The sequence below is a fragment of the Gordonia sp. GONU genome, from assembly GCF_024733855.1.
In the GTDB taxonomy this organism is placed as follows: domain Bacteria; phylum Actinomycetota; class Actinomycetes; order Mycobacteriales; family Mycobacteriaceae; genus Gordonia; species Gordonia amicalis.
This window is the reverse complement of record NZ_JANRHB010000012.1, coordinates 27,458-44,124: the sequence shown is the minus strand read 5'-3', so window position 1 is coordinate 44,124 and position 16,667 is coordinate 27,458. Positions and strand designations below refer to the sequence as shown.

Genomic DNA, 16,667 nt, shown 5'->3' with positions numbered 1-16,667 from the left:
CCGGCCGTCGATCCGCGCGATCCAGCCCGGGTTGGTGGATTCGGGGACCACCAGCAGGCGTTCGGGACCGGACTCGATCTGCACCGCACGGCTCGCCGCTGTCCACTCGGTGACGTCCGGCGTGGTCGTCGCCGCCCCGGTCACCGGTGTCCCGGCGTTCAGCGACACCGCGTCGACGGTGAAGGCCGGTCCGGGATTGACCGACACCTCCTGCTGGCCCGCGGGCAGTCGCAGCTCGCCGGGTCCGCATGCACGGGCGACCACCGGTTCACCGGCACGCAGTGCTTTCGTGGTGGTCCGCGCGGAGACGCCGACGACCTGACCGGCGGCGGTGATGCCGAGACCGTCACCGCAACCGATCTCGACGACCCGGTCGCCGGCGGGCGCCCGCGGTGCCGGCGACACCTCGACCTCGGCGATGCCCGGCGGCGCGGGCGTGGCGAATCCGAGACTGTTGACGTCGATCAGGTCGCGCTGTTCGCGGACTGTGATCTCGATGCGGTCGGTGACCGCGGGATCGAGTCGAAGGACACCGTCCTTGTCGACCTCGCGAATCTGTTCGCCGGTGCCGAGATCGACGGCGACCTCGGTCGGTGCGGCCGGGTAATCGAGCGGCGCAACGATTTTCAGCGATTCGACGCGTTGTTCGGCGGGGAGGTGGACGGTCAGGGTCGGCTCCGCCTCGTCCGCCGACTCCTCGTCGTCGTTGTTGCGGTCGTGGGGTCTTTCCCTGGCCGGGATCTGCGGTGCGGTCCAGGCGGTTCCGGGGTCGCCGTCGACGGCAGCGGCGGGACCGCCACGGGGATCGGTGACCGGTCGCGGTCCGGTGGCGCTCACGCCGCCCGGGGTGGCGAGGAGCCGATCGAGCGCGTCTCCGGGTCGTGGGCGGAGGATGACCGACGGGGTGACCGATGTGTCCTCGGGGACGGAGAGAGCCCGGCTGAACACCGACGATGTCTCCGGCGACAGCCCGAGTCCCGGAGCGCACCGGGTCATCTCGCGGGCGGGGTCGGAGACGCACCACGCCCGCCCGTTCAGCTCCGAGTACAGCAGCCACTGGGCCACCTCGGTGCCTGCCGCGAGTTCGGGCAGAACGACACGATGCCTGATCTGCAGCGGTGTCGAGGTCCGCAGGTTCGACACCTCCACCTCACCGAGGGCGAACTGGTTCCCGGCGGTGCCGTCTTCGGTGCTCAGCGCGCGGATCTGTATCCAGCGGGTCGAGCCGCTCGGGGCGGTCACGGTCGTCGGTCTGCCCGGTTCGAGTCCCGACGCCACCGTGCTTCCGGCCTCGGTGGTGACCAGGACGCTGGTCACGTCCGGGCCGAGGGCCCGGGCGGTGGTCAACGACAGCGCCAGGTCCGTCTGGGGCATGGTGAATCCGATTCGCATCCACCGTCCGAGGGCTCCTTCGAGTCCGCCGCTGACCCACGCCGTCTGTGGGTTGCCGTCGAAGGCCGCGGCGGGGGAGTTCGCGGGGGAGGTCTGCCCCGGTTGCACCGCGTCCGACGCCGAACCGGACGTCGTCACCTGGACCTCGCCACTCCGGTTGTCCAGCAACCATTCCCCGCGGACGAGCGGCTGATCGTCGACCGAGTAGTCCGCGGCCGAGTTCTGGGTCCGACGCGGGTCGTCGGCCGACCGGATGGCGGAACTGTGGTCGTCGACCCGCCCGAAGTCGGTTTCCCGATCGCTCGGGGTGTCGGTGACGATGAGTGGGCCGTCGGTGATCCCGGCGCGTCGGGCATCGGCGTCGAGCAACACCGGACCGAGAGGTGGAAGTCCCTGACGCGCACGCACTTCGGCGAGCGCCGCAATGGCCTCGGGACCGCCCGCGACCCGCGGCATCCCGTGCTGGTCCACGAGAAGGGGGCCGGTGCCGTCGAAGCCGGTCGCCTCGACCGCATAGATCTGGATCGCGGGCATCGTCGGCCGCAATCCGTTGTCGCGCATCACTCCTCGGACTGTCGGCGGTCCGACCGGGGGCCCGAACCGTGCCACCCGCGTCAACCCGGGCGAGGTGTCGAGTGCCTGCTGCGCGAGGAGCGGTCGTGCCGACCGGGAGGTCTCGGGGGTGAGGTCCGCACGGAGCACCACGAATCCCACGCCCTGCTGCGCGAGGGTCTCGGCGAGGCCGGGTGATCCGCGTCCGGCGGCGATCTCGCGTTGCACGGAGTCGAGCGCACGGATGGCGCCGGGTGGCGTCAGCGGGATGGCGTCTCGCACCGCCCACGGGGCGTCGGCCAGTGGCTGGAGGGGTTCGTCGCGGGTGAGACCCCACAGCTGGTCGGCGAACGGCGCACCGGGGACGACGAGGGCGCGCGCCGGGGCACCGTCCGGCCGGCTGCTGTGCTCGGACAACCAGTCCGCGGTCTGCTTCCAGTGGTTCGGGATCGCGGTGTAGGTCCCGGCGGGTGCGAGCTGGCCTGTCCAGATGAGCGAACCCGCACCGATCACCGCGACCATGAGCACGATGGCCGCGGCCACCGGGCGGGAGCGCTGCGGATGGGCGAAGGCCGAGAGCGTCTCTCGTGCCGACACGCTGCCGGGCAGCGGGACCCGCGCGAGCAGGTGAGCGACACCCAGCACCAGCGGGATGCGGATGAACGGTTCGAACTTGTGGATGTTGCGCAGCGGGGCACCGGAACCGTCGAGGAACACCCGGATCTGCTCGGCGATCGGCGAACCGAGACCACCGGCGAAGCCGACACACATGATCACCAGGCCGACGCCCAGGATCGTCACGAGACGTCCCCGGAACGGCATGTGCCGCATGCACAGACCCGCGAGTCCCGCGGCGGCGATGGCACCGGTCGCCAGCACGGCGGCCGGCTGGGTGACGAGCACCGCCCCGGCGACCCGCTCGGTGGAGACGAACGGTGTCCACGAACTCGCGCCGCGCAACACCTCGGTCAGCGACGTCCACTGCGTCGTCACCCGGGAGGACTCGATGTAGTCCAGGAAGGGCGGGCTGACCCGCGACAGGATGAGTAGCGGCACCATCCACCACGCGCACGCCAGGACCAGGCCCAGCGCGGTCCACGCACCGAAGCGCCACCACCGGCGGTCGCGGGGACGATGCAGCAGCCACCACACGGCCGCGACGCCGAGCGCGGCCGCCGTCGCGACCGCGTTCACCGCGCCCATCAGTGCGACGGCGGCCGCCGAGCGTGCGGCTTCCCGCCACAGCGGGCGGGAATCGGAGATGGGGGCGTCGAGCGCCCGGATCACGGGCAGCAGTACCCAGGGCGCCAGCATCATCGGCAGCGTCTCCGACGAGATCGAGCCGAGGGTGGTGAGCACGCGCGGGCTCAGGACGAAGACGACGCCCGCGAGGATGCGGGATGCCGGCGAGCCCAGCCGCATCGCCTCCGCCACGCGCACGATGCCGACGAAGCCGATGGTGAGGAGCAGCGCCCACCACAGCCGCTGGACGATCCAGGGCGGGACCGACAGGAGGTCGCCGGCGGCGAAGAACGCGCCGTGCGGGAAGAAGTATCCGTAGGCCTGGTTCTGGACCTGGCCCATCGGGGCGTTCGGGGTCCACAGGTGCGCGGCACGCGCAAGGAACCCGAGTGGATTCGCCGTCAGGTCGAGTTTCGTGTCGGCGGCGATCTGCCCCGGGGACTGCAGCAGACAGACGATCAGCGCGATCGCGGCAGCCACACCGATCCCACGCGCCGACAGGACACCTGTGGGAGCGGTGGTCGGTGTCCTACTCAGTTGCTGCTGCCGTCAGGTCGTCCCGACGCCGTGCACGGCATCGGGGTCGGGCGTCAGTTGGTCTCGCCCGCGCCGCCGCGCGATCCGTAGTCGACCGAACCCTGGACGAATCCGCTGTTCGGATTGATGTTGTTCAGGTCCGTCGACGGGCTGTTCTCCGAGGTGATGAACCCGCCGAGGAACACCGCGCCGAGTCCCACCAGGATGCCGGCCACTCCGGCGACGGCGCCGGCCACAAGGCGGTTGTTGGTCATGGCGAAGAAACTACCACCGCGCGGTGTCTCACCCGGGTGTCACCCGGGCATGTCCGGCAGTTCCATCACCGGTTTTCGTCGTCAGCGACGCGAACGGACCTTCGCCAGGGCCCGATCCCACAGCAGCCGGGTGCTCAACTTCAGCACCTCGGGCTTGTCGACGTCGCGGCTGAGCATCACCGTCGACGCCGTGATCGTCCCGGCCGACGCCTTCGACCGGTGGCCGGAGTTTAGATGCGGTTGCGGGTCGTACTCGATCGCGAGCTGGATGGCCTCGGCCTTCTTCGTCCCGGCGATCTGGTCGGCGAGCCACAGTGCCAGGTCGATGCCGGCCGAGACGCCGGCCGCGGTCACGATGTGTTCGTCTGGGCCGGCGCGCACGATGCGCTCGTCGGACACCGCGGTGACGCCGTAGAGGGACAGCGCGGTCAGCGACGACCAGTGCGTGGTGGCACGGAGACCGTCCAGTAGGCCGGCCGCGGCGAGGACCACCGAGCCGGTGCAGACCGACGTCGTCCACTGTGCGGCCGGGCTGACGTCGCGCAGCCACTCCAGGAGCTTCTCGTCCGTCGCCGCACCGAAGCATCCCGGTCCACCCGGGATGAGGATCAGATCGGGCGACGGCGTCTCGTCGAATGAATGCGTCGCGCCTACGACGAGGACACCGGAGTCGGCGACGACCGGGCCGGGTTCGTGGGCGACGAATCGGACGTCGGCGTCGGGGAGCATGCGCAGCACCTCGTACGGTCCGACGAAATCGAGGGCGGTGAACCGCGGATAGAGGACGATCGCGATCTGGGTCATGGGTCTGCCTGTCTGTTCGGTGCGAGGACTGTGTCAGCGGAAGGTCTTGCGGTAGTGGTCGGGGGAGATGCCCAGACGTCGGATGAACGTGCGGCGCAGAGACTCCGAGGAACCGAACCCGCAGCGCGCGGCGATCACCGGCATGGTGTCGGCGGATTCGGTCAACGCCCGACGAGCCGCATCGGTGCGGACCCGTTCGAGATAATCGCTGGGTGCCTCGCCGGTCTCCGCGGTGAAGACGCGGGAGAAATGGCGCGGACTCATCGCGGCTTCCTGCGCGAGGTCGGAAAGCCGGTGGGGCAGGCCGGGTTCGGCCTCGATGCGCTGCTGCGCCGCCCGGATCACGTCGCGTCGTGCGCGCGGCATCCAAACGGGCGGCGCGAACTGGCTCTGTCCACCCGGCCGACGCATGTAGAGGACGAGCCAGCGGGCGACCAGCTGGGCGAGTTCGGTGCCGTGGTCCTCTTCGATGACCGCGAGCGCGAGGTCGATGCCCGCGGTGACACCGGCCGACGTCCACACGTGGTCCGAGCTGCGGACGAACAGGGCGTCGGCGTCGACCTGCACGGCCGGATATCGCTCGGCGAGGAGCTCGCCCACCGCCCAGTGCGTCGTCGCACGTCGGCCGTCGAGCAGCCCGGCCTCGGCGGCGAGGAAGGCGCCGTTGCAGACGCTGATGACGCGCCGTGCCCGACCCGCCGCGTCGCGGACCCAGTCGATGAGGTCGGTGTCCTCGGTGGCTCGGTGGACGCCCGTGCCGCCCGGCAGCACCAGAGTGTCGATCGGTTCGGCGGGGTCGGGCAGCGGGTGCGAGACGAACTGCAGGCCGACGCCGGTGTCGATGGGCTCTCCGTGCTGCGACACCAGTCGCAGGTCGTAGGTGACGGGCGACCCCTGGTCACGCAGCGCGATCGATGCGGTGGTGAACACGTCGGCCGGTCCCGTCACGTCGAGTGCCTGCACCCCGGGGAAGCCGAGAACCAGCACCGTTCGTGTCATGTCCTCATCGTGTCCCGACGTCGGCTCCGTCGTCCAGGACATACATCCCACACTTGAGGACATATCCCGCCACCCATGCCGGTTGAGTAGGCGAAGAGCTTGCGATGAGCCCGCCTGCCGGTTGAGCCGACACCGAGCGTAGCGAGGCGTCGCGTCGAAACCCGTCCGCCATCAGACCAGGCAACCCATGCCGGTTGAGCCGACACCGAGCGTAGCGAGGCGTCGCGTCGAAACCCGTCCGCCATCAGACCCCGCGCCGACCGGTTCGATCAGCAGGGACGCGAGGTTTCGACGCGGTGGCTCGCTTCGCTCGCTACCGGCTCAACCAGCATGGAGGCGGTGGCTCGCTCCGCTCGCTACCGGCTCAACCAGCATGGACGCGGTGGCTCGCTCCGCTCGCTACCGGCTCAACCAGCAACCCTGGCCGCCGCTTGACTTAGGGAGCCGTATCTTCCTGCTGGTTGAGTAGGCGAGGAGCTTGCGACGAGCCGTATCGAAACTCCTACAGCGTCAACTGCGGCTCCTGTTCACATTTCGCCGGCACGATGAAGACCGGACGATGGCAATGCTTGAGCACGCGTTCGGCGACGCTGGACCGCAGCAGCGCCTTGAGGCCCGACGCGCCGCGGGTTCCGGTGACGAGCAGATCGACGTCGAGCGCCTCCGCGGCGGCGACGAGTGCGCCCCAGACCGTCGACTCGACCTCGACGAGCGTGCCCCTCGACGTCAGTCCGCATTCACGGGCGAGGACCACGCCGCGTTCGTTGATCCGCTCGGCCTCGTCTTCGAGGGCACGGTCGACCCCGACGTCGAGCTGCGTGTCGACGAACGGCTGCATTCCGCCGGCGAGGGTGGACATGCGGGCGGAGGTCATGCCGCCCGGTTGCCAGGCGGTCACGACGACCGCGGCTTCGGCGCGCAGGAAGTGTCCGGCATAACGGATGGCACGATCGGCGTTCGGTGAGCCGTCGTAGGCGATCATCAGCGTCTGAGTGGCGCGGCCACCACCGCGACCGCTGGGGGCGGTCGCGGACCCGGCCGAGATGGACCCCACGTCCATTTGCTCAGGTTACATGCCAGACTCGTGCCATGGGCCCAACTCGACGACCTCGGTGGATTCGGAACGTGCTGACGACTGCGACGGTTGCGGCGTTGGGTCTCGGTCTCGTCGCCTGCGATTCGTCGACGCCGGATTCTCCGCCGCCCACACCGTCCGCATCCGGCTCGCCGTCGGCGTCCCCGTCGTCCGCGCCTCCGACGACGACCCCCCTCGCAAACCCTTGTGGCGCAGAGCAACTCGCCAAGCTCACGCTCCGGCAGAAACTGGCCCAGCTCATCGTCGTGGGTGTCACGGGTGCCGATGACGCGCAGCAGATCGTCGAGGACGAGGAGATCGGCGGGATCTTCGTCGGGAGCTGGACCGACAAGGCGATCCTGACGAGTGGTGCGGCATCACGGATCTCGCAGAACTCGTCGATCCCGTTGATGATCACCGTCGACCAGGAGGGCGGTCGGGTGTCGCGCCTGTCGTCGCTCGGCATCGACCACGCCTCGCCTCGTGAACTCGCGCAGACGAAGACGCCCGCGCAGGTGAAGGAGATCGCCGCCGGCGTCGGTCGCAAACTCAAGAACCTCGGCGTCACCGTCGACTTCGCGCCCGTTGCCGACGTCAGCGACGAATCCGACAACGAGGTCATCGGCGATCGCTCCTTCAGCAACGACCCGGCCGTCGTCACCGAGTACGCGGCCGCCTACGCCGCTGGACTCGCCGAGGCCGGAATCACGCCGGTGTACAAGCACTTTCCCGGACACGGCCACGGTTCGGGCGATTCGCACCTCGGCGTCGTGACGGTGCCGTCACTCGCCGAACTGCAGAACAGCGATCTGGTGCCCTTCCGCAATCTGCTGCGCGACCCCGGGACCGCGGGCGTCATGGTCGGGCACCTCATCGTGCCCGGGCTGACAGACGGCTTGCCGTCGTCCATCAGCCGGCCGGCCATCCAGATGCTGCGCACGGGGGTGGGCTACGACGGTCCGCGGTACAACGGCGTGATCTTCTCCGACGACCTGTCGGGCATGGCGGCGATCAGCCAACGGTACCCGATCGAGCAGGCCGTGGAGAAGTTCATCCTCGCCGGCGGCGACGTCGCGCTGTGGCTGTCCACCGACCGGGTCTCGTCGGTCCTGGACAATCTGGAGGCCGCGGTGAAGCGCGGACGCCTCGCACCCGCACGCCTCGACGCGAAGGTGACACGCATCCTCCGGTCCAAGGGCGTCGTCACCTGCTGAGTAATCTGTCCTGAGCAACCCGAGCGAACGTTAAACTTACCGATTGGTAAGTTGTTGGGTATCGTCGTCGGGGGCACGACAGTGAGGATGGAGGTGGCCATGTCGGGCGGAACCAAGCGCCTGCCGCGCGCAGTGCGCGAGCAGCAGATGCTCGACGCCGCCGTCAAGGTGTTCGCGCAGAACGGTTTCCGTGAGACCTCGATGGACGCCATCGCGTCCGAGGCGCAGATCTCCAAGCCGATGCTCTACCTGTACTACGGCTCCAAGGAGGAGCTGTTCAGTGCGTGCATCGCCCGCGAGTCCGGGCTGTTCATCGACGCGATGAGCGTGGGCTTCGACCCGTCGCTCTCCCAGCGCGAACAGGCCGTGACCGTCATCCGCGAGTTCCTCCGCTTCGTCCACGAGAACCGGGAATCGTGGCGCGTGCTTTACCGCGTGGCGATCGGGACCGCGAGTTTCTCCGGAATCGTCTCCGACAGCCGCCAGCGCGTGACCGAGATGGTCGCCGCGCTCATCAAGGCCGGCACCACCGTTGAGACCGCCGGCGACATCGACTTCGAACTCACCGCCGTCGCCATCGTCGGCGCCTGCGAGGCGGTCGCCGACCGCATCACCGAGGGCGATGTCGACCTCGAGAAGGCCACCAACATGCTCGTCGGCATCGCCTGGCGCGGCCTGAAGGGTGTCGGTACCGACATCTGAGCCGCTCGCCCCCTCGCCCCCTGACGTGCTCGCCCGTCTCGCTCCCTGAGGTGCGAGGAGCGCAAGCGACGAGCCTCGAAGGGTCGCTCACACGATCCGTTCCCGCTCACACAAATGGGGTGAGCGGGAACGGAAACGGTGAGCGAGGTATCAGCCCTTCCGTGTCGTCGCGGTGAGGTGCGGGAATCCCTTCCGACGGTCGCGGATCGCGATGTCGAAGTTCCCCTCGCCGTCGATCCGGCGGGTGTAGAGGTTCACCTTGGCGGGCAGCAGGATCGGCTTGCCGAACTTCACGTCGTAGGTGACCGCGTCGGGCAGCTGCGACTCGACGTTCGCGACCGCCGCTGCGGCACTCCACATCCCGTGCGCGATCGCCTTGGGGAACCCGAAGGCCTTGGCCGTCAGATTCGCCATGTGGATCGGGTTGCGGTCGCCCGACGCCGCGGCGTACTCGCGAATCCGCCCCAGATCCACGGCCAGGATCGAATCCGGCGGCGGCGGGGTCTTCGACTTCGGTTCGGGGCCACGCGGCTCGTCGGAAAGGCTGGTCCGCTGCTGCTTGAGGAACGTCGCCGTCTGGGTCGTCACCAGTTCGGAGCCGACGCTGATCTCGCTGATGAGGTCGACGAGGATGCCCTTGCGGTGCTCACGCAGGTTCTCCGCATGCGTCTCGATCGACAGCGGTTCGCCGACCTCGATCGGGCGCTTGCGCTCGATCGTGTTCGTCATGTGAACCGAACCGATTGCGCCAAACGGGAATTCGTCCGACGTCAGCAGCTTCATGACCACCGGGAACTGCAGCACGAACGGGTACGTCACCGGCAGGGTGATACCGAAACGTTGCCCGGTGGCGTGGCAATACGCCTGCAGCGCAGCGGGATCGACGCGGACGTCGTCGAGCCGGTAGTGGGTGTCGGGAACGGTCGCGTCCGCCGGCACGCGAGCGGGCTTGCCGATTCCCGGCAACATGCCTGTGACGGCCTTGCCGTAGAGCTCGCTGGTTCCGGGCGCGCCGGGAAGAGTGATCGTCTTGGCCATCACGCACCCAGGAATCCCTGGCCGCACACGCGGACCACGTTGCCGGTGATGGCGCTGCTCGCCGGGTTGGCGAAGTAGGCCACGGTCTCGGCGACGTCGACCGTCTGCCCACCCTGCTGCAGCGAGCTCATCAGGCGGCCGGCCTCACGGGTGGCGAGCGGGATCGCCGCGGTCATCTTGGTCTCGATGAAGCCCGGGGCGACCGCGTTGATGGTGATGCCCTTCTCGCCGAGGATCGGCGCGTAGGCGTCGACCAGGCCGATGACCCCGGCCTTCGATGCGCCGTAGTTGGTCTGGCCGCGGTTACCCGCGATACCGGCGATCGACGACACGTCGATGACGGCGCCACCCGAACGCAGCGCACCCTTCTCCAGCAGCACCTCGACGAGGGTCTGCGGGGCGATGAGGTTCACTGCGATGACGGCGTCCCAGCGGGCGTCGTCCATGTTGGCGAGCAGCTTGTCGCGGGTGATACCGGCGTTGTTGACGATGATGTCGATGCCGCCGTGACGCTCGAGGGCGTGCTCGGCGAGCTTGGCGCCGGCCTCGGGATCGGTCACGTCGATGGGGAACGACGTGCCGCCTACCTTGTTGGCCGTCTCCGACAGCGCGTCACCGGCCTGCGGGACGTCGGCGGCGATGACGTGTGCGCAGTCGCGCGCGAGGACCTCGGCGATCGTGGCGCCGATGCCACGGGCGGCGCCGGTGACCACCGCGACCTTGCCCTCGAGCGGGCGATCCCAGTCCTTCGGGGCGGTCGCGTCGGCCGAACCGACGCGGATGACCTGCGCGTCGACGAAAGCGGACTTGGCGGACAGCACAAAGCGTACGGTCGACTCCAGGCCGGTCAGACCGGTCTTGGCGTCGGGCGAGACGTACACCAGCTGGACGGTGGAGCCCTTGAGTAGCTCCTTGCCCAGCGAGCGGGTGAAGCCCTCGAGAGCGCGCTGTGCGACGCGCTCGGACGGGTCGGTCACCAGCTCGGGCGTGGTGCCGATGACCAGGAAGCGCGCGCACGGGGCGGTCGAGCGCATGGCCGGCTGGAAGAACTCGAACAACTGGCGCAGTTCGGCAGGGGAGGTGATGCCGGTGGCGTCGAAGACCAGCCCGCCGTACTTGTCGGCGCTGCGGCCGGTCACGGCGTTCTGGATGAGGTCATAGTCGTCGCCCGAGAGCATCTCGCGCAGCGGTTCGACGAGGCGTCCCGATCCTCCCAGCAGGACGGGCCCGGGCAGCGCCGGTTCGGACGGCTTGTACCGACGCAACGGCGGCGGGACGGGGAGTCCGGCCTGTTTGGCGATGAAAGCGCCGGGCGCGGAATGGACGAAGCTCGAGTACAGGCCAGTGTTTCCGGTGGCGGCCATGTTGATCTCCTCTGACTGTCGTTCGACAACGAACTTACTGTTGAGTAAGAATACGCTATAGATACCGCACACGACCCTGGAGATCGACGTGGCAGAGAACAATTCCCCCGCGAACAAGACCACCCAACCGAAGACCCGCCCCGAGCGTCCGGTGGCGATCCTCGGCGGCAATCGCATCCCGTTTGCCCGCCAGGACAAGGCATACGCCAAGGTCAGCAACCAGGAGATGTTCACCGCCGCGCTCGACGGCCTGGTGAGCCGCTTCAACCTGCAGGGCGAGCGGCTCGGCATGGTCGCCGGCGGCGCTGTGCTCAAGCACGCCCGTGACTTCAACCTCATCCGCGAATCGGTACTGGGCTCGGCACTCTCGCCCTACACCCCCGCCTTCGACATCCAGCAGGCGTGTGGCACCGGCCTGCAGGCGATCACCACCGTCGCCGACGGGATCGCACGTGGCCGCTACGACGCCGCGATCGGCGGCGGTGTGGACACCACCTCCGACGCCCCGATCGCCGTCGGCGAGGGTTTGCGTCGTCAGCTGCTCGAGGTCAACCGCGCCCGCTCCACCAAGGACCAGATCCTGGGTGCCGCGAAGCTCCTCACCAAGCTCGGGATCGAGATCCCCCAGAACGGTGAACCGCGCACCGGCATGTCGATGGGCGAGCACGCCGCCATCACCGCCAAGGAGTTCGGCATCAAGCGGGCCGACCAGGACGAGCTGGCCGCACGCAGCCACCAGAACATGGCGGCCGCCTACGACGACGGCTTCTTCGACGACCTGATCACCCCGTTCATGGGGCTGACCCGCGACCAGAACCTGCGTGGCGACTCGACCGCGGAGAAGCTCGCCAAGCTCAAGCCCGTCTTCGGTGTCTCGCTCGGCGACGCGACGATGACCGCGGGCAACTCGACGCCGCTCACCGACGGGGCGTCGACCGTGCTCCTGGGCAGCGACGAGTGGGCGGCCGAGCGCGGCCTGCCGGTGCTCGCGTACTTCGTCGACAGCGAGACCGCGGCCGTCGACTACGTGAACGGACCCGACGGCCTGCTCATGGCCCCGACCTATGCCGTGCCGCGTCTGCTGGCCCGCAACGGTCTGACCCTGCAGGACTTCGACTTCTACGAGATCCACGAGGCGTTCGCGTCGGTCGTGCTCGCGACGCTGCAGGCGTGGGAGTCCGAGGAGTACTGCAAGGAGCGTCTGGGCCTCGACTCGGCACTCGGGCCGATCGACCGGTCCAAGCTCAACGTCAACGGTTCCTCGCTCGCGGCGGGCCACCCGTTCGCCGCGACCGGCGGCCGCATCGTGGCCCAGGCGGCCAAGCAGATCAAGGAGAACGGCGGCGGGCGCGCGCTGATCTCGATCTGTGCCGCCGGCGGGCAGGGCGTCACCGCGATCATCGAGGGTTGATCCCTCGTCCGGCACTCCCTGCTCCCTGAGTAGCGAGCTTGCGAGCGTATCGAAGGGACTCGGCGAAGACGCTCGTCAGCCGGTCCTTTCGATACGCCCCTCCGCAAGCTCCGGGGCTACTCAAGGAGCGGGGGAGGCGACGAATCGCTCGATCCGTCTCGTTTTCCGGTGCGAAATGGGGTCCTTCGTCACATGTTTGGACCAAACGCGGCCGCGGACGTGTCAACGGCCGAAAAGTAGCGTAAACATGAAGACAGCTCCGGCAGAGCTGTCAGACCCCCGACCCGACAGCTCGGCCGGAGCACCTACTTTTCTCGGGTACGTTCAACGGCCACCACCATGACCGGCCCAGGTAGTCAGCCGTGATGGATGGAGTTGTGACCACGAGCGCCGGGCGAGCACGCCACGCGATACGCGCTGTGCTCGCCGTCGTGGCCATCGTCACCCTCACGCTCTCCATCGACTTCGTCGCCACCCGCGACCACTCCGCCCGTGGAGCCGTCATCGGCGGGATCTCGGCGGGCAATCGCGACACCGCCGGGCTGGAGCCCGTCCTCGACGAGCTGACCATGCGCTCCACCCAGCCGGTCGTCCTCCGGACCCCCGAGGGCTCGGCCGAGGTCGCGCCGGCCGAACTGGGCCTCGAGTTCGACGCCGAGACGACCCGCACACGCCTCCTCGAACAGCCGCGCAACCCGCTCGCGCGATTCCTGGCACTCTTCGGTCGCGATCTCGACGTCGAACCGGTCGTGAAACTCGACCCTGCCACCATGAACAAGGCGCTCGACGCCCACCGCAGGTCGCTGGAGAAGGCCGCGGTCGAGGGCGGGGTGCACTACGAGGGCACCACGCCGGTGGGCGACGAACCGGCACCGGGTGAACGCATCGCACGGGAGGCCGCGGCCGCCGTGCTCGTCGACCACTGGCTCGACGGGGCGCCGATCGACATGCCGATGGAACCGTTCTCGCCGACCGTCGGCCCCCAGGTCGTCGCGGCCACCGTGGCCGGGCCGGCCGAACGCGCCACATCGGGCCCGGTGAAGCTGATCGACCGGCGGAAGCGCACGGTCGAGGTCCCGGCGGGAGACATCGCGTCGATGCTGACCTTCGGTCCCGACGGCCGGGGCGGGCTCACGCCGCTCGTCGACGAGAAGAAGGCGCGTGAAGCGCTCGCGCCCGATCTCGATCCCTCCCAGAGTCCCGCCGTCAGCGCGACATTCAGTCTCGCCAGTGGCCGACCGACCGTCGTGCCCGCAGTCACCGGCTCGAAGATCAACTGGGACAAGACGCTTCGGGAACTCGCGACGACGGCGACCGCAGGCGGCGGCAACCGCACCGCCGAGGTGGTCTATGACGACGTCGATCCCCGGCTCACCACCGATGCCGCCCGCAAACTCGGTGTGCGCGAACTGATCAGCGAGTACACCACCGATGGCTTCTCGAGTGCCTCCGGCGAGAACATCCGCCTCGTCGCCGCCGAGGTCGACGGCGCGCTGGTCCTGCCCGGCAAGGTGTTCTCGCTCAACGGCCACACCGGTCCGCGCGGAACGGCGCAGGGCTATGTCGACTCGACGATCATCAACAACGGCCGCGCCGCGACGGCCGTCGGCGGCGGCATCTCCCAGTTCGCGACAACCCTCTACAACGCCGCCTACTTCGCCGGTCTCGAGGACGTCGACCACACCGAGCACGCGTACTACATCTCGCGGTATCCGGAGGCCCGGGAGGCCACCGTCTTCGAGGGCGCCATCGACCTGAAGTTCCGCAACAACACCCGTCACGGTGTGCTCATCGAGACCAGCTGGTCGCCGTCCGCGGTGACGGTACGGCTGTGGGGCACCAAGGCTTTCGAGGTCGAGTCGATCACCGGCGAACGCTATGACACCACCGAACCGGAACGGATCCGACTCCCCAAGGGCGACGACTGCATCGCGAGCAGCGGCAGCAAGGGATTCACCACGTCGAACACGCGCATCATCCGTGACGCGAAGACCGGCCGCGAGATCAACCGGTACACCCGCACCGTCCGGTACGCGCCCGAGCCGAACGTGAAGTGCGTGTAAGACGATCGGCGTCTTTCACCGAAGGACTTTACCGAGCGATAGAACGCTCGATAGGCTCCGAGTCGTGGATATCAATGGAGCTAGTGCAATCGTCACGGGTGGAGCGTCGGGCATCGGCGCAGCTGCGGCTCGCCAGCTGGCGGCCAAGGGTGCGAAGGTCATCGTCGCCGACCTCAACGCAGACAAGGGTGAGGAACTCGCCAAGGAGATCGGCGGGCAGTTCGTCGCCGTCGACGTGACCTCGACCGAGCAGATCGAGGCCGCCGTCAACGCGGCCACCGAACTCGGCCCGCTGCGCGCGTTGGTCAACTCGGCCGGCATCGGCTGGGCCCAGCGCACCATCGGCCGCGACGGTGAGTTCGGGTCGGCGCACAACCTGGACGCCTACAAGAAGGTCATCGCGATCAACCTGATCGGCACCTTCGACTGCATCCGTCTGGCCGCCACCGCGATGAGCCGCAACGAGCCGCTCGACGCCCATGGTGAGCGTGGCGCGATCGTGAACATGGCCAGCGTCGCCGCCTTCGACGGCCAGATCGGCCAGGCGTCGTACTCCTCGTCCAAGGGTGGCGTCGTCGGCATGACCCTGCCGGTCGCCCGCGACCTGGCCGCGGTCGGCATCCGCGTCAACACCATCGCCCCGGGCCTCATCGACACCCCGATCTACGGCGAGGGCGAGGCCGCCGAGGCGTTCAAGGCGAAGCTGGGCGAGTCGGTCCTGTTCCCGCACCGCCTGGGCGCTCCCGACGAGCTGGCCTCGATGGTCGTCGAGCTGGTCACCAACAGCTACATGAACGCCGAGGTGATCCGCGTCGACGGCGGTATCCGGATGCCTCCGAAGTAGCCTGCACAACCCATCACTGTCGCCGAACCCACTGCCCTCCGGGGTGGTGGGTTCGGCCGTTCCCGGAGGGTGTGCAGATGGCTCAGGCCTGCAGGACCACCTTGAGTGCCTTGGTCTCCGCGGCCCGCCCGAAGACGTCGTAGGCCTCGATGATGTCGCCCAGGGCGAATCGGTGGCTGATGAACAGGTCCGGGTCGATCCGGCGCTGCGCGACGAGCTTGAGCAGGACGCCGAGGGTGTCGGTGTTCACCAGACCCATCGAGACGTTGATGTTCGAGATCCACAGGTCCTGGAGTGCGAACTCGACCGGCGCGCCGTGCACGCCGACGTTGGCGACATGGCCCGCCGGGCGCACGACATCCAGACACATCTGGAAGGTCTGCGGGATGCCGACCGCCTCGATCGCGACGTCGACGCCGAGACCGTCGGTCATCGCGAGGACCTGGTCCTTCCAATCGGCATCCGATGACACCACGCCGTCGGTCGCGCCGAAGGCCTTGGCCTGTTCGACGCGGTTGGCATCGACGTCGACGGCGATCACCCGGCTCGGCCCGTACAGTCCCGAGGTCGCGATCGTCGCGAGGCCCACCGGTCCGGCGCCGACCACGGCCACCACATCGCCGGGTTTGACGCTGCCGTAGCGGACACCGATCTCATGACCGGTGGGCAGGATGTCACTGAGGACGACGCCCTGCTCCGGCGTGACCCCCGACGGCAGCTTGTAGACCGATGTCTCCGCGTAGGGGACACGTACGTACTCGGCTTGTGTGCCGTCGATGAGATGCCCGAAGATCCAGCCGATACCCGACGCCCCCTCCTCGCCGAGACAGTGCGAATGCACGCCGTGCTTGCAGAAGTCACATTTGCCGCAGGCGGAGATGCACGACAGGATCACCTGGTCGCCGACTGCGAGAGTGGTTACCGCAGAGCCGATCTCGGTGATCGTCCCGACGCCTTCGTGGCCGAGGATGCGGCCTTGTTCGACCGCGGGGACGTCACCTTTGAGGATGTGTAGATCGGTGCCGCAGATGGTGGTCGTGTCCATCTTCACGATGACGTCGGTGGGGTGGAGGATCGTCGGATCGGGTACGTCGTCCCAGCTCTTCTCGCCTGGACCGTGGAAGACGAGTGCCTTCATGGGCTCTCCCTCGAGTTGTCCCCGACTGTCGGTGGTCT

Annotated in this window: 12 protein-coding genes and 1 pseudogene; 5 read left to right on the top strand and 8 right to left on the bottom strand. The window is 68.6% G+C overall.

Annotated elements, in window-relative coordinates; all coding sequences use genetic code 11:
- Positions 1-1,665: 1,665 nt before the first annotated feature.
- The 5 genes and pseudogenes from NWF34_RS13205 to NWF34_RS13185 form a co-directional block, all read right to left on the bottom strand.
- A pseudogene (locus NWF34_RS13205) lies at positions 1,666-3,666 on the bottom strand (DUF3367 domain-containing protein); the annotation flags it as partial.
- Between the two features lie 110 nt (positions 3,667-3,776).
- Positions 3,777-3,977, bottom strand: coding sequence for a DUF2613 domain-containing protein (locus NWF34_RS13200; RefSeq protein ID WP_006436777.1), 201 nt, complete (start codon positions 3,975-3,977; stop codon positions 3,777-3,779).
- An 81-nt stretch (positions 3,978-4,058) separates the two neighbouring features.
- Positions 4,059-4,781, bottom strand: coding sequence for a DJ-1/PfpI family protein (locus NWF34_RS13195; RefSeq protein WP_258325259.1), 723 nt, complete (start codon positions 4,779-4,781; stop codon positions 4,059-4,061).
- Positions 4,782-4,814: 33 nt separating this feature from the next.
- Positions 4,815-5,780 (bottom strand): GlxA family transcriptional regulator, encoded by a 966-nt coding sequence (locus NWF34_RS13190; RefSeq protein WP_258325258.1) that lies wholly within the window; start codon positions 5,778-5,780, stop codon positions 4,815-4,817.
- A gap of 502 nt (positions 5,781-6,282) precedes the next feature.
- Positions 6,283-6,840 carry a universal stress protein gene (locus NWF34_RS13185; protein WP_159406283.1) on the bottom strand — a complete coding sequence of 186 codons (558 nt, stop codon included), beginning with the start codon at positions 6,838-6,840 and terminating at the stop codon, positions 6,283-6,285.
- A 29-nt stretch (positions 6,841-6,869) separates the two neighbouring features.
- Between NWF34_RS13185 and NWF34_RS13180 the strand changes: the two genes are divergently transcribed.
- On the top strand, positions 6,870-8,069 hold the full coding sequence (locus tag NWF34_RS13180; RefSeq protein ID WP_375295669.1) for a glycoside hydrolase family 3 N-terminal domain-containing protein: 1,200 nt from the start codon (positions 6,870-6,872) through the stop codon (positions 8,067-8,069).
- 99 nt (positions 8,070-8,168) lie between these two features.
- Complete coding sequence (locus NWF34_RS13175; RefSeq protein ID WP_258325256.1) at positions 8,169-8,771, top strand: TetR/AcrR family transcriptional regulator; 603 nt, start codon at positions 8,169-8,171, stop codon at positions 8,769-8,771.
- Positions 8,772-8,921: 150 nt separating this feature from the next.
- Here the strand turns inward: NWF34_RS13175 and NWF34_RS13170 are convergent, their stop codons facing one another.
- Positions 8,922-9,809, bottom strand: a complete 888-nt coding sequence (locus NWF34_RS13170; RefSeq protein WP_258325255.1) for a MaoC/PaaZ C-terminal domain-containing protein — start codon at positions 9,807-9,809, stop codon at positions 8,922-8,924.
- Positions 9,809-11,173 carry a 3-oxoacyl-ACP reductase gene (locus NWF34_RS13165; RefSeq protein WP_258325254.1) on the bottom strand — a complete coding sequence of 455 codons (1,365 nt, stop codon included), beginning with the start codon at positions 11,171-11,173 and terminating at the stop codon, positions 9,809-9,811. Before NWF34_RS13165 ends, NWF34_RS13170 begins: the two co-directional genes overlap by 1 nt.
- An 88-nt stretch (positions 11,174-11,261) precedes the next feature.
- On the opposite strand from NWF34_RS13165, the gene NWF34_RS13160 reads away from it, so the two are divergent.
- From NWF34_RS13160 to NWF34_RS13150, 3 genes are all read left to right on the top strand, one after another.
- Positions 11,262-12,584 carry an acetyl-CoA C-acetyltransferase gene (locus NWF34_RS13160; RefSeq protein ID WP_024497429.1) on the top strand — a complete coding sequence of 441 codons (1,323 nt, stop codon included), beginning with the start codon at positions 11,262-11,264 and terminating at the stop codon, positions 12,582-12,584.
- Positions 12,585-12,949: 365 nt separating this feature from the next.
- Complete coding sequence (locus NWF34_RS13155) at positions 12,950-14,647, top strand: VanW family protein (protein ID WP_258325253.1); 1,698 nt, start codon at positions 12,950-12,952, stop codon at positions 14,645-14,647.
- Between the two features lie 64 nt (positions 14,648-14,711).
- Complete coding sequence (locus NWF34_RS13150) at positions 14,712-15,491, top strand: SDR family NAD(P)-dependent oxidoreductase (protein ID WP_024497427.1); 780 nt, start codon at positions 14,712-14,714, stop codon at positions 15,489-15,491.
- A gap of 82 nt (positions 15,492-15,573) precedes the next feature.
- On the opposite strand, the gene NWF34_RS13145 is transcribed toward NWF34_RS13150, so the two are convergent.
- A complete protein-coding gene (locus tag NWF34_RS13145; protein WP_258325252.1) occupies positions 15,574-16,629 on the bottom strand; it encodes a zinc-dependent alcohol dehydrogenase family protein in 1,056 nt (351 codons plus the stop codon).
- Positions 16,630-16,667: the final 38 nt, after the last annotated feature.